At 69.9% G+C, this 18098-nt stretch carries 11 protein-coding genes, 1 tRNA gene, 1 rRNA gene and 1 pseudogene; 12 read left to right on the top strand and 2 right to left on the bottom strand.

Features of this window, described 5'->3' with window-relative positions; genetic code table 11:
• A 5S ribosomal RNA gene (rrf, locus tag ACWD01_RS34585) occupies positions 1-74 on the top strand; the annotation flags it as partial.
• 159 nt (positions 75-233) lie between these two features.
• Positions 234-306 (top strand) — tRNA-Thr (locus ACWD01_RS34580).
• 67 nt (positions 307-373) lie between these two features.
• Here ACWD01_RS34580 and ACWD01_RS34575 read toward each other — a convergent pair.
• Positions 374-3028, bottom strand: coding sequence for a SpoIIE family protein phosphatase (locus tag ACWD01_RS34575; protein ID WP_451167576.1), 2655 nt, complete (start codon positions 3026-3028; stop codon positions 374-376).
• A gap of 268 nt (positions 3029-3296) precedes the next feature.
• On the opposite strand from ACWD01_RS34575, the gene ACWD01_RS34570 reads away from it, so the two are divergent.
• From ACWD01_RS34570 to ACWD01_RS34525, 10 genes are all read left to right on the top strand, one after another.
• Complete coding sequence (locus ACWD01_RS34570; protein ID WP_451167574.1) at positions 3297-8756, top strand: HAMP domain-containing protein; 5460 nt, start codon at positions 3297-3299, stop codon at positions 8754-8756.
• Between the two features lie 274 nt (positions 8757-9030).
• Complete coding sequence (locus ACWD01_RS34565; protein WP_451167572.1) at positions 9031-9714, top strand: response regulator; 684 nt, start codon at positions 9031-9033, stop codon at positions 9712-9714.
• Positions 9715-9843: 129 nt separating this feature from the next.
• On the top strand, positions 9844-12612 hold the full coding sequence (locus tag ACWD01_RS34560) for a DNA translocase FtsK (protein ID WP_451167570.1): 2769 nt from the start codon (positions 9844-9846) through the stop codon (positions 12610-12612).
• 190 nt (positions 12613-12802) lie between these two features.
• Positions 12803-13621 (top strand): helix-turn-helix domain-containing protein, encoded by an 819-nt coding sequence (locus ACWD01_RS34555; RefSeq protein ID WP_451167568.1) that lies wholly within the window; start codon positions 12803-12805, stop codon positions 13619-13621.
• A gap of 74 nt (positions 13622-13695) precedes the next feature.
• On the top strand, positions 13696-15192 hold the full coding sequence (gene rimO / locus ACWD01_RS34550; RefSeq protein WP_451167566.1) for a 30S ribosomal protein S12 methylthiotransferase RimO: 1497 nt from the start codon (positions 13696-13698) through the stop codon (positions 15190-15192).
• The gene (pgsA, locus tag ACWD01_RS34545) at positions 15189-15854 is read left to right on the top strand and encodes a CDP-diacylglycerol--glycerol-3-phosphate 3-phosphatidyltransferase (protein ID WP_356899430.1); all 666 of its coding nucleotides are present in this window, start codon (positions 15189-15191) and stop codon (positions 15852-15854) included. The genes rimO and pgsA overlap by 4 nt, the downstream gene beginning before the upstream one ends.
• Positions 15851-16360, top strand: coding sequence for a CinA family protein (locus ACWD01_RS34540; RefSeq protein ID WP_451167564.1), 510 nt, complete (start codon positions 15851-15853; stop codon positions 16358-16360). The genes pgsA and ACWD01_RS34540 overlap by 4 nt, the downstream gene beginning before the upstream one ends.
• A 109-nt stretch (positions 16361-16469) precedes the next feature.
• On the top strand, positions 16470-16853 hold the full coding sequence (locus ACWD01_RS34535) for a helix-turn-helix domain-containing protein (RefSeq protein ID WP_366708027.1): 384 nt from the start codon (positions 16470-16472) through the stop codon (positions 16851-16853).
• Positions 16854-17015: 162 nt separating this feature from the next.
• Entirely contained in the window at positions 17016-17486 is a 471-nt protein-coding gene (locus tag ACWD01_RS34530) for a Dps family protein (protein ID WP_451167561.1), read from the top strand.
• A gap of 101 nt (positions 17487-17587) precedes the next feature.
• A complete protein-coding gene (locus tag ACWD01_RS34525) occupies positions 17588-17824 on the top strand; it encodes a hypothetical protein (protein ID WP_451167559.1) in 237 nt (78 codons plus the stop codon).
• Positions 17825-17858: 34 nt separating this feature from the next.
• Here the strand turns inward: ACWD01_RS34525 and ACWD01_RS34520 are convergent.
• A pseudogene (locus tag ACWD01_RS34520) lies at positions 17859-18086 on the bottom strand (SDR family NAD(P)-dependent oxidoreductase); the annotation flags it as partial.
• Positions 18087-18098 lie beyond the last annotated feature (12 nt).

The following is an 18098-nucleotide window of genomic DNA, read 5'->3' as shown; positions in this document are numbered from 1 at the left end:
ACCCGGAAGCTAAGCCTTTCAGCGCCGATGGTACTGCAGGGGGGACCCTGTGGGAGAGTAGGACGCCGCCGAACAATTATTGTGGGAAGGCCCCGTACCTCTGGTGCGGGGCTTTCCTGCGTTCAAGACCCATTCACGACCGGATTCACGACCGACTCACGAAGGGTTCGCCGACCGGTTTTGAAGCATCCCCTGATCCGGGGTATGCTTTATCCCGTTGCCAGGCGCAACAGGCCCCTATAGCTCAGTCGGTAGAGCGTCTCCATGGTAAGGAGAAGGTCAACGGTTCGATTCCGTTTGGGGGCTCCGACAAACAAGCAACACCATGAGGAAGGCCCCCGCCGAAAGGCGGGGGCCTTCCTCATGTTCCGTCTCAGCTGTTGTGAGGCTCCGGTACCCGCATCGCCAGGATCGCCATGTCGTCCGACGCCGGCTCCGCCGCGAAGCGTTCCACGGCCCTCAGCACCCGCCCCGCGACCGCGCCCGCCGTCAGGCCGGTGCAGTGCGTCAGTACCTCGGTCAGGCCGTCGTCGCCCAACATGCGCGTTCCCTCTCGGCGTTCCGTGACCCCGTCCGTCACGCACAGGAGTACGTCGCCCGGGTCGAGCGTCACCATCTGCTCGTAAAGCTCCAGGTCCTCCATGACGCCGAGGAGCGGCTGCGGCTCGGCGGCCGGCTCCACGGTGCCGTCCTGGCGGAGCCGCAGCGGCAGCGGATGGCCCGCGCAGACGACCTTGAGGAGCGCGCTGCCGTCCTCCTGCGGCCACAGCTCCCCGTACAGGAGCGTGAGGAAGCGGCTGCGGGCGCCCTCGTCGAGGATGGCCGCGTTCAGTCGCTCCAGGACCGCGGGGCCGCCGAAGCCCTCACGGGCGAGCAGGCGCAGCGCGTGGCGGGCCAGACCCGTGACCGCTGCGGCCTCGGGACCCGTGCCGCAGACGTCGCCGATCGCGAAGCCGTAGGCGCCGTCGCGGATGGGGAAGAGGTCGTAGAAGTCGCCGCCGACCTCGTTGCCCTCGCCCGCGGCGCGGTAGATGACGTCGACCTCGACGCCCGGGATCTGCGGCAGCTCCGGCGGCAGCAGGCTGCGCTGGAGGGACTGGCTGATCGCCATGCGCTCGGAGTAGAGGCGCGAGTTGTCCAGGGCGAGGGCCGCGCGCCGGGAGAGGTCCTCGGCGAGTTCGAGGATCTCCTGGCGGAAGTGGTCGTCGGACGGCTTGCCGAGCGTCAGCATCCCGATCACGCGGTTACGGGCGACCAGCGGCAGGACGACGGTCTCCCCGCCGACCGTGGCCGCCGTGGCGAGCGTCGTGCCGATGCCGGACGACACGGGCGGCGTGGAGCCCAGGCCCAGTTCACGCTTCGACGCGAGCAGCGCCGCCCGCTGGGCGGCCTCGCCGGGCGCGTTCCACACCCGTGCGCCGGGCGTCGGCACCGGGTCGGGCGGATCGATCCTCGACAGAAGGGCCTTGAGGCCGTCGATGCGTTCCTCGTCCTCGTGCAGCACGTAGCTGAGGTACGGCTCGGAGGACTGGTCGGCGATCGTGTAGACCGCGCACCAGGCGGCGAGCGTGGGGACCGTCATCTGTGCCATCAGGGCGAGCGTCTGGTCCCGGTCGAGCGTGCCGGCCAGCAGGTCGGACGCTTCGACGAGGAACGACAGGGAGCCGCGGCGCAGCCGTTCCAGTTCGCCCAGCCGTGCCGATTCGACGGCCAGCGCGATACGGTCCGCGGCGAACTGCAGGCGCAGCGCCTCCTCGTTGGAGTAGCGGCCGGCGGCTTCGGCGGCCACGCCGAGGGAGCCCGTGAGCCGGCCCTCGACCTTCAGCGGCACCGTGACCACCGAGCGCATGCCGGTGGAGTTGAGGAGCGGAACGGCCCCGGGGACGGCCGCGAGGTCCTCGTGGACCGCGGGCATCCGGGCGGAGCCGTAACGTCCCGCGCCGGCTTCCACCGGGACGCGGGCGAAGCGCTGGCGGGCCGACGGGAGTCCCGTCGTCGCCCGGACCTCCAGCTCCGTCTCGTCGTCGGTGGCCAGGAGCAGGAAGGCGGCGTCGCCGTCGAGCATGTCCCTGGCCCGTTCGACGGTGCGCTGGAGCAGGCCGTCGAGATCGTCCGGGGCGGGGGAGCCGATGAAGACCTCGAACGGGTCCGCGCTGCGGTGCTCCGAGCGGCTGTCGCCGCCGGGGGTCCGCTGGGGCGACTGCAGTACGGCACGCTCGTCGTCGCGCACCAGCAGGCAGACCGTGGACGGCTCGCCGTTCGCGTCGCGCACCCGCAGATGGGAGGCGTAGACCGGGATCACCCGGCCGTCGCTGCCGCGGACGCCGTAGCTGCCCTCCCAGCGGGACAGCCGCAGGGCCTCCGCGATCCCGGTGCCGATGCCCGGCGTGTGGGGCCAGGCGGCGAAGTCGGTGAGCGGCTTGCCGACGACCTGGTCCGCCGGGTATCCGAAAAGGTGCTCGGCGTCCTCGTTCCACACCGAGATCGTGCCGGTGCGGTCGATCTGCGTCACCGCGACCCGTACCCGGTCCTCGGTGACCGGCAGCATCGCCGTCGGTACGACCGGGCCGGCGGACCGGGTGCCGACCGCCCGGTGCGGAAGGTCGAGTCGGAACCACACCGTCTTGTGCGTGGGGGTGTACTCCACGCCCCAGCGGGAGGCGAGCGCCGCACAGAGGAGCAGTCCGCGTCCGTTCTCGCTGTCGAGGTTCGCGATGGTGCGGCCGCCACCCTGTATCGGCACCTCCCGCTCCGGATAGCGGTCGGCGACCTCGACCCGGACGCCGTCCTCGGAACGCAGGCACAGCACGTCCGCCGAGGTTCCCGCGTGGATGACGGCGTTGGTGACGAGCTCACTGGTGAGCACCACCGCGTCGTCCACCACGTCGGAGTGGCCCCACCCCTGGAGGGTGTCGCGGACAAAGGCACGGGCGGTCGCGACGGACCGCCCGACAGGGTCGAAGCTGGCAGCCGCCCGCGCGGTGATCACAGAACTCCTCGTACGCGTCTCGACGCCCGGCTCTGCCATGATCGGCCTGCCCCTCCCGGTGCCCGGTGGTAGTCGAGCACCACACCGCCCCCGCCGGGCGGACCGGGGCGGTTGGACAGCCGGATGCCAGGTTACTTACCTTCGCTGTCCGAGCGGATGCCGGTCACCGCTGTTTCCGCCCTCCGGGGGTGGGGACGCTATGCGAAGCTGCCGAACTGTTATCGCCTGGTTCCGGCATGGTGAAACACTGGGCAGGCTTCCTGAGACGGCCCAGGCAGTAACGGTCAACCCCTGCGGGAGGGACACGGTGGAGTCTGGCGTGACGGCGCGGACCAAAGATACGCGCGCGAAAGGCGGACGGTCCCGGAGCAATGGGACAACCGAGGTCGACACGGCAGCCCTGAACAGGCTGCTGGCCGCCCTTGTGACGATGCGCGACGGCAACTTCCGCCGCCGTCTGACGGTGTCGGGCGACGGCGTGATGTCCGAGATCGCGGCTGTCTTCAACGAGGTCGCCGACCGGAATCTCCACCTCACGGGTGAGATCGCGAGGGTCCGCAGGATGGTCGGCCGTGAGGGAAAACTCACGGAACGGCTGGAGACGGGCGCCTGCGAAGGGTCCTGGGCGGCGGCTGTCGACGCCGCGAACGAACTGGTGGACGACCTGGCGCGGCCCGTGTCCGAGGTCGGGCGAGTGCTCTCCGCGGTCGCGGACGGTGATCTCGAGCAGCGCATGGAGCTGCGTTCGCCGGCCGCGGACGGCCAGGACGGGGCGGCGGCGGTGCGCCCGCTGCGCGGCGAGTTCCTGAAGGTCGCCCGTACGGTCAACAGCCTGGTGGACCAGCTGTCGGCGTTCACCGACGAGGTGACCCGGGTCGCGCTCGAGGTGGGCACCGAGGGCAAACTCGGCGGCCAGGCCCAGGTGCGTGGTATGTCCGGTTCGTGGAAGGACCTCACGGATTCGGTCAACACCATGGCGTACCGGCTGACGGCGCAGGTGCGTGACATCGCTCTCGTCACGACGGCCGTCGCGAAGGGTGATCTGTCCCGCAAGGTCACCGTTCATGTGGCCGGCGAGATGCTGCAGCTGAAGGACACCGTCAACACGATGGTCGACCAGCTGTCGTCGTTCTCCTCCGAGGTGACCCGGGTGGCCCGGGAAGTGGGTACGGAGGGCGAACTGGGCGGTCAGGCGACCGTGCCGGGCGTGGCCGGCGTGTGGAAGGACCTCACGGACTCGGTCAACACGATGGCCGGCAATCTCACCTCCCAGGTGCGCGGCATCGCAGAGGTGACGACGGCGGTGGCCAACGGTGACCTGTCGCAGAAGGTGACGGTCAACGCGCGGGGCGAGGTGGCCCAGCTCGCGGAGACCATCAACCAGATGACCGAGACGCTGCGGACGTTCGCGGACGAGGTCACCCGCGTGGCCAGCGAGGTCGGCGCGGAGGGCCTGCTCGGCGGGCAGGCGCAGGTGCCGGGTGCGGCGGGGACGTGGAAGGACCTCACCGATTCGGTGAACACGGCGTTCCGTAACCTCACGGGTCAGGTGCGTGACATCGCGCAGGTGACGACGGCGGTGGCGAACGGCGACCTGTCGCAGAAGGTCACGGTCGATGTCGCGGGCGAGATGCTGGAGCTGAAGAACACCGTCAACACGATGGTGGCGCAGCTCCAGTCCTTCGGTTCCGAAGTGACGCGGGTGGCCCGCGAGGTCGGTGTCGAGGGACGGCTCGGCGGCCAGGCGGAGGTGCCGGGTGCGGCGGGGACGTGGAAGGACCTCACCGATTCGGTGAACACGGCGTTCCGTAACCTCACGGGTCAGGTGCGTGACATCGCGCAGGTGACGACGGCGGTGGCGAACGGCGACCTGTCGCAGAAGGTCACCGTGGACGTCGCGGGCGAGATGCTGGAGCTGAAGAACACCGTCAACACGATGGTGGCGCAGCTCTCCTCGTTCGCCGACCAGGTCACGCGCATGGCGCGGGACGTGGGCACGGAGGGCCGGCTCGGCGGCCAGGCGCGGGTCGACGGCGTCAGCGGTACGTGGAAGGAACTGACGGATTCCGTCAACTTCATGGCAGGGAATCTGACGTCCCAGGTGCGTCAGATCGCGCAGGTGACGACGGCGGTGGCCCGTGGTGACCTGTCGCAGAAGATCGACGTGGACGCGCGGGGCGAGATCCTCGAGCTCAAGAACACCATCAACACCATGGTCGACCAGCTCTCCGCGTTCGCGGAGCAGGTCACCAGGGTGGCCCGCGAGGTGGGTACGGACGGCCGGCTCGGCGGCCAGGCACAGGTGCCGGGTGTGGCCGGTGTGTGGCGTGATCTGACGGACTCCGTGAACGGCATGGCCGGAAACCTCACGGCGCAGGTGCGCAACATCGCGCAGGTCGCGACGGCGGTGGCCCGTGGTGATCTGTCGCAGAAGATCGACGTGGACGCGCGGGGCGAGATCCTCGAGCTGAAGAACACCCTGAACACGATGGTCGACCAGCTGTCGAACTTCGCGGAGCAGGTGACCCGGGTGGCCCGCGAGGTGGGCACCGAGGGCATCCTCGGCGGCCAGGCGGAGGTTCAGGGTGTGTCCGGCACCTGGAAGGACCTCACTCAGTCCGTCAACTTCATGGCCAACAACCTCACCTCCCAGGTGCGCAACATCGCGGAGGTGACGACGGCGGTCGCCAAGGGCGACCTGTCGAAGAAGATCACCGTCGACGCGAAGGGCGAGATCCTGGAGCTGGTGACGACCGTCAACACGATGGTCGACCAGCTGTCCGACTTCGCGGACGAGGTGACCAGGGTCGCCCGCGAGGTGGGTACGGAAGGCGTACTGGGCGGCCAGGCGCGGGTGCGCGGCGTCACCGGCATCTGGAAGGACCTCAGCGACAACGTCAACCTGATGGCGAACAACCTCACCAGTCAGGTGCGGAACATCTCGCGGGTCTCCGCGGCGGTCGCCAACGGAGACCTGACGAAGAAGGTGACGGTCGAGGCGCGCGGCGAGGTCGCGGAGCTCGCCGACACCGTCAACACGATGGTGCGGACGCTGTCGTCGTTCGCCGACGAGGTGACCCGGGTGGCCCGCGAGGTGGGTACCGACGGCCGGCTCGGCGGCCAGGCGCGGGTGCCGGGCGTCTCCGGAACCTGGAAGGACCTGACCGAGTCGGTGAACTCGATGGCGTCCAACCTGACCGGTCAGGTGCGCCAGATCGCCACCGTCACCACCGCGATCGCCAAGGGCGATCTCACCCGGAAGATCGACATCGACGCGCGGGGCGAGATCCTCGAGCTGAAGACCACCATCAACACCATGGTCGACCAGCTGTCCTCCTTTGCCGAGGAGGTGACCCGGGTGGCCCGTGAGGTGGGCACCGACGGGCAGCTGGGCGGCCAGGCGCGGGTGCGGGACGTCGACGGCACCTGGCGCGACCTCACGGAGTCGGTGAACGAGATGGCCGGGAATCTCACCCGGCAGGTGCGCGCCATCGCGGCGGTCGCGACCGCGGTGACCCGCGGCGATCTGAACCTGAAGATCGATGTGGACGCCGCCGGTGAGATCCAGGTGCTCCAGGACAACATCAACACGATGATCGCGAACCTGCGCGACACCACCCTCGCCAATGAGGAACAGGACTGGCTGAAGGGCAACCTGGCCCGTATCTCCGGTCTGATGCAGGGCCGCCGTGACCTGGAGGACGTCGCCTCGCTGATCATGAGCGAGCTCACTCCGGTCGTCTCCGCCCAGCACGGCGCCTTCTTCCTGGCCGTGCCCACTGGCGGCCCGGAGTCGGGCGGTGAGTCGTACGAGCTGTGCATGCGCGGCAGTTACGGCTACTCGGCGGGTCTGATGCCGACGTCGTTCCGGCCGGGGGAGACCCTGATCGGGACCGCGGCGGAGGAGAAGCGCACGATTCAGGTCAATGTGCCGCCGGGTTATCTGAAGATCTCCTCGGGGCTCGGCGAGGCCTCGCCGGCCTATGTGATCGTGCTGCCGGTGCTGTTCGAGGGGAAGGTCCTCGGTGTGATCGAGCTGGCGTCGTTCCAGCCGTTCACCCAGATCCAGCGGGACTTCCTGAACCAGATCGCCGAGATGATCGCGACGAGTGTCAACACGATCAGCGTCAACACCAAGACCGAGGTGCTGCTCAAGCAGTCGCAGGAGCTGACCGAGCAGCTGCGTGAGCGCTCCGCGGAGCTGGAGAACCGCCAGAAGGCGCTGCAGGAGTCCAACGCGGAGCTGGAGGAGAAGGCCGAGCTGCTGGCGCAGCAGAACCGCGACATCGAGGTGAAGAACACCGAGATCGAGGAGGCCCGGCAGGTGCTGGAGGAGCGTGCGGAACAGCTCGCGGTCTCCATGCGCTACAAGTCGGAGTTCCTGGCGAACATGTCGCACGAGCTGCGCACGCCGCTCAACTCCCTGCTCATCCTGGCGAAGCTGCTCGCGGACAACGCGGACTCCAACCTGTCCCCGAAGCAGGTGGAGTTCGCGGAGACGATCCACGGCGCGGGGTCCGATCTGCTGCAGCTGATCAACGACATCCTCGACCTGTCGAAGGTCGAGGCGGGCAAGATGGACGTCAGCCCGACCCGTATCGCGCTGGTGCAGCTCGTCGACTACGTCGAGGCGACGTTCCGGCCGCTGACGGCGGAGAAGGGGCTCGACTTCTCGGTCCGGGTCTCGCCGGAGCTGCCCGCGACGCTGCACACCGACGAGCAGCGGCTGCTCCAGGTACTGCGCAACCTCCTGTCCAACGCGGTGAAGTTCACCGACAGCGGTGCGGTCGAGCTGGTGATCCGGCCGGCGGGCGCCGATGTGCCGCAGTCGATCCGGGAGCAGCTGCTGGAGGCCGGGTCGCTGCGGGACGCGGACGGGGATCTGATCGCCTTCTCGGTGACGGACACGGGCATCGGGATCGCGGCGGGCAAGATGCGGGTCATCTTCGAGGCGTTCAAGCAGGCGGACGGGACGACCAGCCGCAAGTACGGCGGCACGGGACTCGGTCTGTCGATCAGCCGGGAGATCGCGCGGCTGCTGGGCGGCGAGATCCATGCGGCGAGCGAGCCGGGGCGCGGTTCGACGTTCACCCTGTATCTGCCGCTGCAGCCGACCGAACTGCCCCCGCAGGGCTATCCGCAGCTGGTGCCGGGCGTCGGGAGCGGCCTGGGCCTGGAGCGCGCCACGGAGGACGCCGGCGGCGTACAGGAGCGGCACCAGCCGGCCGCCGTTCCGGCGGGCCCCGCGGCCCTGCTGCGCCGGCGCCGGAAGGCGCAGGCGGCCCTGGAGGCCCAGCGGGCCGCCGGGCAGCTCGGGGAGGTCCCGGGCCAGGAGCCGTGGGCGGCCGCCGGCGAGCAGGATGGCGCCGAGCAGCGGCGGGTGTTCGCCTTCGACGGTGAGAAGGTCCTGATCGTCGACGACGACATCCGCAACGTCTTCGCGCTCACCAGCGTGCTGGAGCAGCACGGCCTGTCGGTGCTCTACGCGGAGAACGGCCGTGAGGGCATCGAGGTCCTGGAGCAGCACGACGATGTGACGGTCGTACTGATGGACATCATGATGCCGGAGATGGACGGTTATGCGACGACGACGGCGATCCGCAGGATGCCGCAGTTCGCGGGGCTGCCGATCATCGCACTCACGGCGAAGGCCATGAAGGGCGACAGGGAGAAGGCGATCGAGTCCGGCGCATCAGATTACGTGACGAAGCCGGTCGATCCCGACCATCTCCTCTCGGTGATGGAGCAGTGGATGCGCGACAAGTGAGTGTCGGGCGTGCGATTGTGCGCGAGTCGCTGATCGAATGTGGCCGAAGGCGTGTGGGGCCGATGGGTTCGGGGAACTATCCGATCTCCCCCCGCGTTTGCGGTACGTGCACAGTGACATCACGGTGACAGGGTGTGGCGACGGGCGGGGTGCGGCTACCATGACCGGCACAAGGACGGGCGGCGCAAGGGAGTCGTCCCCTGGGGCGGCGCCCGGTGCGTCCCCCGGCTCATCGAGCTGGGGAGACCCCATGCCGGGGCGAGGAGGACGGGGCATGGTGCAGAAGGCCAAGATCCTCCTGGTCGATGACAGGCCGGAGAATCTGCTTGCGCTGGAGGCCATCCTCTCCGCGCTCGATCAGACGCTGGTGCGGGCATCGTCAGGGGAGGAAGCGCTCAAGGCGCTGCTGACGGATGACTTCGCGGTCATTCTGCTGGACGTTCAGATGCCCGGGATGGACGGTTTCGAGACCGCCGCGCACATCAAGCGCCGGGAGCGGACCAGGGACATCCCGATCATCTTCCTGACGGCGATCAACCACGGCCCCCACCACACCTTCCGTGGTTACGCGGCCGGTGCGGTGGACTACATCTCCAAGCCGTTCGACCCGTGGGTGCTGCGCGCCAAGGTGTCGGTCTTCGTCGAGCTCTACATGAAGAACTGCCAACTGCGCGAGCAGGCGGCGCTGCTGCGGCTCCAGCTCGAGGGCGGCAACCAGTCGGAAACCGGCGCCGGCCGCGAGCCCGCGGGCCTCCTCGCCGAGCTGTCCGCCCGCCTCGCCGCCGTCGAGGAGCAGGCGGAGGCGCTCTCCAAGCAGCTCGACGACGACTCGGCGGATGCCGCGGCCGTGGCGACGGCCGCCCACCTCGAGCGCAAACTCACCGGGCTGCGCAGGGCTCTTGACGCCCTGGAGCCCGGCACGGGCGGCAGCTCCCAGACGCTCCCGTCGCAGAGCTAGACGGGTACGTCCGGGGCGCCGCCCGCCGCTTGAGGGCGCGTCAGTTTTCCGGCACATCGGCTACGACACGAACGGGTGAAGCAGTGGGCACACGTGTCCCCTGCCGTCTCCACCGGTAACCTCACCACCATGGCCTCACGTACGTCCGGCAAGGGTTCCCAGGGCACGGCGGGCACCGCGAAGCCGCGCGCCGGCCGTACGACCGGCGCCGCGAAGAAGGCGGCGCCTGCCAAGAAGGCCGCCGCCAAGAAGGCGGCGCCTCCCAGGAAAGCGCCCGCGAAGAAGGCAGCGGCCAAGAAGGCGGCCCCGCCGAAGCCCGCACCGTCCCCCACCGGGGGCGTGTACCGCTTGGTGCGCGCCCTCTGGCTGGGTCTCGCGCACGCCGTCGGGGCGATGTTCCGCGGCATAGGGCGCGGCGCCAAGGGACTGGACCCGGCACACCGCAAGGACGGCCTGGCGCTGCTGCTGCTCGGCCTGGCCCTGATCGTCGCGGCGGGCACCTGGTCGAATCTGCGCGGCCCGGTCGGCGATCTCGTCGAGATGCTGATCACCGGCGCCTTCGGCCGGCTCGATCTGCTCGCGCCGATACTGCTGGGCGCGGTCGCGGTGCGGCTGATCCTCTATCCCGAACGGCCGGAGGCCAACGGCCGCGTCGTCATCGGCCTTTCCGCGCTCGTCATCGGCGTACTCGGCCAGGTCCACATCGCCTGCGGCTCACCCGGCCGCGGCGAGGGCACCGAAGCGATCCAGGACGCGGGCGGCCTCATCGGCTGGGCCGTGTCCAAGCCGCTGATCTTCGCCATGGGCGAGGTGCTCGCGGTACCGCTGCTGGTGCTGCTCACCGTCTTCGGCCTCCTCGTCGTCACCGCCACACCCGTCAACGCCGTTCCGCAGCGCCTGCGGCTGCTCGGCTCCAGACTCGGCATCATCGAGCCCCGGCACGACGTCGACTCCGACGCCGCGGCCGGAGACGACGACGAGCGGTACGAGGAGCAGTGGCGCGAGGCCCTGCCCGCCGCGCCGCGCCGTTCCGGACGCCGCACGGCCCCCGTGGACGCCGACCCGGACACCGCGGAGGCGGAGGCCCTCGCCAGGCGCCGCCGACCGCGCCGGCCCTCCGTCCAGCCGGCCCTCGGCCGGGAGATGGACGCCGTGGACGTCGCCGCGGCCGCGGCGGCCGCCCTGGACGGAGCCGTGCTGAACGGCATGCCGCCCTCGCCGCTCGTCGCCGACCTGACGCGCGACGTCACCGCGGAGCGCCGGCGCGCCGCCACGCCCGTGCCGACCGCGCGGGAGCCCGAGGCCGCGGACCGCGAGGAGCGGGCCCCCGCGGCGAAGGGCGCCGTGCCCGACCTGACCAAGCCGGTCCGCGAACAGCCCAAGGACCTGCCGCCCAGGGCCGAGCAGCTCCAGCTCTCCGGCGACATCACCTACGCGCTGCCCTCGCTCGACCTGCTCGAGCGAGGCGGACCCGGCAAGACCCGCAGCGCCGCCAACGACGCGGTCGTCGCCTCGCTGACCACCGTGTTCACCGAGTTCAAGGTGGACGCGGCCGTCACCGGCTTCACCCGCGGCCCCACGGTCACCCGCTACGAGGTCGAGCTCGGCCCGGCGGTGAAGGTCGAGCGCATCACGGCCCTGACCAAGAACATCGCGTACGCGGTCGCCAGCCCGGACGTCCGGATCATCTCGCCGATCCCCGGCAAGTCCGCCGTCGGCATCGAGATCCCGAACACCGACCGCGAGATGGTCAACCTCGGCGACGTCCTGCGCCTCGCGGACGCCGCGGAGGACGACCACCCGATGCTGGTCGCGCTCGGCAAGGACGTCGAGGGCGGCTACGTGATGGCCAACCTGGCGAAGATGCCGCACGTCCTGGTCGCCGGCGCCACCGGCTCCGGCAAGTCGTCGTGCATCAACTGCCTGATCACCTCCGTGATGATAAGAGCGACACCGGAGGACGTCCGGATGGTGCTGGTCGACCCCAAGCGGGTCGAGCTCACCGCCTACGAGGGCATTCCGCACCTGATCACGCCGATCATCACCAACCCCAAGCGGGCCGCGGAGGCCCTGCAGTGGGTGGTGCGCGAGATGGACCTGCGCTACGACGACCTCGCCGCGTACGGCTACCGGCACATCGACGACTTCAACCAGGCCGTCCGCAACGGCAAGGTCAAGCCGCCCGAGGGGAGCGAGCGCGAGCTCCAGCCGTACCCGTACCTCCTGGTCATCGTCGACGAACTCGCCGACCTGATGATGGTGGCGCCGCGTGACGTCGAGGACGCGATCGTGCGCATCACACAGCTGGCGCGCGCGGCCGGCATCCATCTGGTACTGGCGACGCAGCGGCCCTCGGTCGACGTCGTCACCGGCCTGATCAAGGCGAACGTGCCCTCCCGCCTGGCGTTCGCCACGTCGTCCCTGGCCGACAGCCGGGTCATCCTCGACCAGCCGGGAGCCGAGAAGCTGATCGGCAAGGGCGACGGCCTCTTTCTGCCGATGGGCGCCAACAAGCCCACCCGTATGCAGGGCGCATTCGTCACCGAGGAGGAGGTGGCCGTCGTCGTCCAGCACTGCAAGGACCAGATGGCCCCCGTCTTCCGGGACGACGTGGTGGTCGGCACCAAGCAGAAGAAGGAGATCGACGAGGACATCGGCGACGAGCTCGACCTCCTCTGCCAGGCCGCCGAGCTGGTCGTCTCCACCCAGTTCGGCTCGACGTCGATGCTGCAGCGCAAGCTGCGCGTGGGCTTCGCGAAGGCCGGCCGGCTGATGGACCTCATGGAGTCGAGGAACATCGTCGGACCGAGCGAGGGGTCCAAGGCCCGTGACGTTCTCGTGAAACCGGACGAACTGGATGGAGTGCTCGCCGTGATTCGCGGAGAGACTCACTCGTAAGGGTTGGGGGAGCAACCGTTTCCCTTGGCCGTACGTCAAGTTGGAGGGAGGGATGTACAGATGTCCCCACCCCCCGGATCACAGGTCCATTCCGATGGCGTACAAAGCCCCACGCCCGGTTGCCCCACCCTTTCGTACCACCCATAGACTGAACCTCCAGCAGGTGGCTACACGCTCGAAAGGCGCCCCCGTGTCCATCGGCAACTCCCCCGAAGACGACCGGCCTTCAATTGAGGACGACCGGCCTTCGATCGGCCACGCGCTCCAGCAGGCGCGTGTCGGCGCAGGCCTGACCGTCGACGAGGTCAGTACCTCCACCCGGGTGCGCATCCCCATCGTGCATGCCATCGAGGAGGACGACTTCTCCCGCTCCGGCGGCGACGTGTACGCCCGCGGGCACATCCGCATGATCGCCCGCGCCGTAGGACTCGATCCCGAACCGCTCGTCGCGCAGTACGACGACGAGCACGGCGGCCGTCCCGCGCCGACCCCCGCCGCCCCGCTGTTCGAAGCCGAGCGCATCCGTCCCGAGCGGCGCCGCCCGAACTGGACGGCGGCCATGGTCGCCGCGATCGTCGCCGTGGTCGGCTTCGCCGGCTTCACCCTCTTCAGCGACGGAGAGAACGGCAGCGCCAATGTCGCCGAGGGCCCGGCGGACATCGACCCCACCCCGACCGAGGCCCCGACGACCAAGCCCTCCGATCCGAAGCCCGACCCGACCGAGAGCGCCATCGCGGCCGTCCCGAAGGACAAGGTCACGGTCAAGCTCTCCGCCACCAGTGACAAGAGCTGGATCTCCGCCAAGTCGCACAACGGCAAACTGCTCTTCGACGGACTGCTGCTCAAGGGCGAGACCAAGACCTTCCAGGACGACGAGCGCGTCGACCTGATCCTCGGCAACGCCGGGGCGATCGAGCTGTTCGTGAACGGCAAGAAGGTCGAGGACGAATTCCAGATGGGCGGCGTCGAACGGCTCTCCTACACGAAGGGTGACCCGGAGGTCGGCTGACCCCCGCGGCGGCGTACGGACGGCCCCGACCCTCGCGGCCGGGGCCCGGGCCGGGACAAAGTAGTCTTGAGCCCATGCCCGAACGCCGTACCGTCGCCCTTGTCACTCTCGGATGCGCCCGTAACGAGGTGGACTCGGAGGAGCTTGCAGGCCGCTTGGCAGCGGACGGCTGGGAGCTCGTCGAGGACGCCTCCGACGCCGACGTCGCCGTGGTCAACACCTGCGGATTCGTCGAAGCCGCCAAGAAGGACTCCGTCGACGCCCTGCTCGAAGCAGGCGACCTCAAGGATCACGGCAGAACCCAGGCCGTCGTGGCCGTGGGCTGCATGGCCGAGCGGTACGGCAAGGACCTCGCCGAGGCACTGCCCGAGGCGGACGGTGTGCTCGGCTTCGACGACTACGCCGACATCTCCGACCGCCTGCAGACCATCCTCAGCGGCGGCACGCACGCCGCCCACACCCCCCGCGACCGGCGCAAGCTGCTGCCGCTGAGCCCCGTCGAGCGGCAGGACGCCACCGATGTGGCCCTGCCCGGCCACGGAGACGCCGCGCCGGCGCCCGAGGACCTGCCGGAAGGCGTCGCCCCGGTCTCCGGGCCGCGGGCGCCGCTGCGCCGCCGCCTCGGCAGCAGCCCGGTGGCCTCCGTGAAGCTCGCCTCGGGCTGCGACCGGCGCTGCACGTTCTGCGCCATCCCGTCCTTCCGCGGCTCCTTCATCTCGCGCCGCCCGAGCGACGTGCTGGGGGAGACGCGCTGGCTGGCCGAGCAGGGTGTCAAGGAGGTCATGCTGGTCTCCGAGAACAACACCTCGTACGGCAAGGACCTCGGCGACATCCGCCTGCTGGAGACGCTGCTGCCGGAGCTGGCGGCCGTCGACGGCATCGAGCGGGTCCGGGTCAGCTATCTGCAGCCCGCCGAGATGCGGCCCGGCCTGATCGACGTCCTCACCTCCACCCCGAAGGTCGCGCCCTACTTCGACCTCTCGTTCCAGCACTCCGCGCCCGGTGTGCTGCGGGCCATGCGGCGCTTCGGCGACACCGAGCGGTTCCTCGAACTGCTGGAGACCATCCGGAACAAGGCCCCGCAGGCGGGTGTGCGCTCGAACTTCATCGTCGGCTTCCCCGGCGAGAGCGAGGCGGACTTCGCCGAGCTCGAACGCTTCCTCACGGCGGCGCGCCTGGATGCCATCGGCGTCTTCGGGTACAGCGACGAAGAGGGCACCGAAGCCGTCACCTACGACAACAAGCTGGACGCCGACGTCGTCGCGGAGCGCCTGGAGCATCTGTCGCGGATCGCCGACGAGCTCACCGCGCAGCGCGCGGAGGAGCGTCTGGGCGAGCGCCTCGAGGTGCTGGTGGAGTCCGTGGACGGCGAGGACGGCGCCGTGGGCCGCGCCGCCCACCAGGCGCCGGAGACCGACGGGCAGGTCGTGTTCACCTCCGCCGAGGGCCTGGAGCCCGGCCGTATGGTCGTGGCGAAGGTCGTGGGCACCGAGGGCGTCGACCTGGTGGCCGAGTACTGCGAGGTCCTGGGGGCCGGCCCCCGGACTCCTGACGAGGAGGCGGGCAGATGACCGGAGTGCCGGCATCCGCGGCGGGCGGGACCGGGAGGCCGGCGCCCGGCGGCAAGCTGGGCGCTGCGGCCGTGAATCAGGCCAGCCTGTGGAACATCGCCAACATCCTGACCATGGTGCGGCTCGTGCTGGTGCCGGCCTTCGTGCTGCTGCTGCTCCAGGACGGCGGCTACGACCCGGCCTGGCGGGCATGGGCCTGGGCGGCCTTCGCCGTCGCCATGATCACGGACATTTTCGACGGGCACCTGGCCCGCACGTACAACCTGGTCACCGACTTCGGGAAGATCGCGGACCCGATCGCCGACAAGGCGATCATGGCGGCCGGGCTGATCAGCCTCTCCGCCCTCGGCGACCTCCCGTGGTGGGTGACCGGCATCATCCTCTTCCGTGAGCTCGGGATCACGCTCATGCGGTTCTGGGTGATCAGGCACGGAGTGATTCCGGCCAGTCGCGGCGGCAAGATGAAGACCCTCGCCCAGGGCACCGCGGTCGGCATGTACGTGCTCGCGCTGACCGGGCCGCTGGCGACCCTGCGGTTCTGGGTGATGGCCCTCGCCGTGGTCCTCACCGTCGTCACCGCCCTCGACTACGTGCGGCAGGCGATCGTGCTGAGGCGCCAGGGGATCGAGTCGGAGCGGAAGGCGCCGGGTTCCCAGCGGTGACCGGAGCTGCGACGGTGCTGACCCTCCTTGCGGAGCGTGGCCAGACGCTGGCCGTCGCGGAGTCCCTCACGGGCGGTCTGGTGGCCGCGGAGCTCACCTCGGTGCCCGGTGCCTCGAAATCCTTCCGCGGGTCCGTCACGGCTTACGCCACCACCCTCAAGAGGGATGTTCTGGGCGTCGACGCGGACCTCCTGGCGGCCCGCGGAGCGGTGGACCCGCAGGTCGCCGCGCAGATGGCGGCAGGGGTACGGGACGTACTGGGCGCGGACTGGGGCGTGGCCACCACGGGGGTCGCCGGGCCCGAACCGCAGGACGGACAGGCCGTCGGGACGGTATATGTGGCGGTCGCGGGTCCTGCGGGCATCGGGAAAGTGGCCGCATTGAGGTTGAACGGCGACCGCGGGGAAATCCGTAGAGAGAGCGTACGGAGCGTGCTCGACCTGCTCCGTGACGAACTGCACGGGAACGCGCGCGCACAGGATACGGAACAGAACGGGGGGAATTGATGTTTGCAGCCCTGAGTGAACACGACATCGCTCCCCGCACGGCCGCGGCGCAAGGCGGTACGGTGGGGCGTGAAGGATGCGGCTACGCGGTCCGAGGAGGGAGCCACCGATGATTCTGCTCCGTCGCCTGCTTGGTGACGTGCTGCGTCGGCAGCGCCAGCGCCAGGGCCGTACTCTGCGCGAAGTCTCCTCGTCCGCCCGAGTTTCGCTCGGCTATCTATCCGAGGTGGAGCGGGGGCAGAAGGAGGCATCCTCCGAGCTGCTCTCCGCCATCTGCGACGCGCTTGACGTACGGATGTCCGAGCTCATGCGTGAAGTGAGCGACGAGCTGTCACTGGCCGAACTGGCCGAGTCGGCAGCAGCCGCCGAACCGGTGCCCGCGCCGGTACGCCCGATGCTGGGCTCCGTCTCCGTGACGTCGGTGGCAGGTGTGCCGACGGAGCGGGTGACGATCAAGGCGCCCGCGGAAGCGGTCGACGTCGTCGCCGCCTGATCCGTAGGCACTGCACGATTCAGCACGGCTTGGTTTGCCACGGGCCCCGGCCGGTACTCGAGTACCGGCCGGGGCCTTTAGCTTGCGCTTCCGTCCCCGGATGACCCTTTTGGGTAGTTGTGTAATCGTGGACGGTAGTCGCGAACCGAGTGGAGGACGTGCATGTCTGTCGTGAAGAGCACTCTGTCCGATGCGGACCTCAAGACCGTCGGGGAGGCACTCAGGGGCGCTCTGGTCGATCTGGTGGACCTCGGCCTGGTCGCCAAGCAGGTGCACTGGAACGTGGTCGGCCCCCGCTTCAGGTCCGTGCACCTCCAGCTCGACGAGGTCGTCGACACGGCGCGGCAGCACTCCGACACGGTCGCAGAGCGCTGCTCCGCGATCGGTGTGACGCCGGACGGGCGGGCCGCGACGGTGGCGGCGCAGAGCGCGTTCGGCTCAGTGCCCGAGGGCTGGATCAAGGACGTCGACGTCGTACGGACCATGGTCGACGGCCTCGGAGCGGTCATCGGGCGGATGCGGGAGCGCATCGAGGTCACCGATCAGCCGGACCCCGTGAGCCAGGACATCCTGATCCAGCTCACGGCCGACCTCGAGAAGCACGCCTGGATGTTCCAGGCGGAGAGTGCATGACGCCGAGCGTGCAACCGGGGTCCGTGCGCGCCGGATCGCCCAACCGCGCGCCCTCCCAGCGGTCTGTCACGTCGCACTAGCGTGGGCCCGAGGAGGCAGCCATGGCGGTACGCGGGGCGGTCCTGGTGCCCGTTGTCCTGTTCGGGCTCGTGGTGGGCGGGCTGTGGTGGTGGGCGGTGCTGCGGCTCGCCCTGGTCCCGGAGCACTCGGGTGTCGTCGAAGGGGCGGTGGCCGCGGGAGGCTGGGGCCTGAGCCTGCTTCCGGTGCACGCGACGGCGGCCCGCGCTACCAGGGCATCACGACGCCCCCGTTCGGACGGAATATCTGACCCGTCATGAACGACGAGGCGTCACAGGCCAGATGGAGCACGGTGTGGGTGGCGGCGCTGCCCCCGGCCGTCTCGATCAGGGTCCTGGTCCCGCGCAGGCCGGTCGCGTCCACGTCGGCGCAGTGGACCCGGGCGCCGGCCTCGGCCAGCAGAACGGCGCAGGCCCGGCCGATGCCGCCGGCCGCGCCGGTGACGAAGGCGGTGCGGCCGGTGAGGTCGTACGCCGAGGGGCCATGGAGGGACCGTACGACCGGATCTGACGGAGCGTCAATCGGTGTGCGTTC

This window comes from Streptomyces sp. NPDC002835 (assembly GCF_053591995.1).
Note: the sequence above shows the minus strand (reverse complement) of the source record. Positions and strands in the feature narration are given on the sequence as shown.

Coding starts and splice junctions, on each gene's coding strand:
- ACWD01_RS34575 (WP_451167576.1), bottom strand. CDS start 3,028: ATGGCAGAGCCGGGCGTCGAGACGCGTACGAGGAGTTCTGTGATCACC.
- ACWD01_RS34565 (WP_451167572.1), top strand. CDS start 9,031: ATGGTGCAGAAGGCCAAGATCCTCCTGGTCGATGACAGGCCGGAGAAT.
- ACWD01_RS34560 (WP_451167570.1), top strand. CDS start 9,844: ATGGCCTCACGTACGTCCGGCAAGGGTTCCCAGGGCACGGCGGGCACC.
- rimO (WP_451167566.1), top strand. CDS start 13,696: ATGCCCGAACGCCGTACCGTCGCCCTTGTCACTCTCGGATGCGCCCGT.
- pgsA (WP_356899430.1), top strand. CDS start 15,189: ATGACCGGAGTGCCGGCATCCGCGGCGGGCGGGACCGGGAGGCCGGCG.
- ACWD01_RS34535 (WP_366708027.1), top strand. CDS start 16,470: ATGATTCTGCTCCGTCGCCTGCTTGGTGACGTGCTGCGTCGGCAGCGC.
- ACWD01_RS34530 (WP_451167561.1), top strand. CDS start 17,016: ATGTCTGTCGTGAAGAGCACTCTGTCCGATGCGGACCTCAAGACCGTC.
- ACWD01_RS34525 (WP_451167559.1), top strand. CDS start 17,588: ATGGCGGTACGCGGGGCGGTCCTGGTGCCCGTTGTCCTGTTCGGGCTC.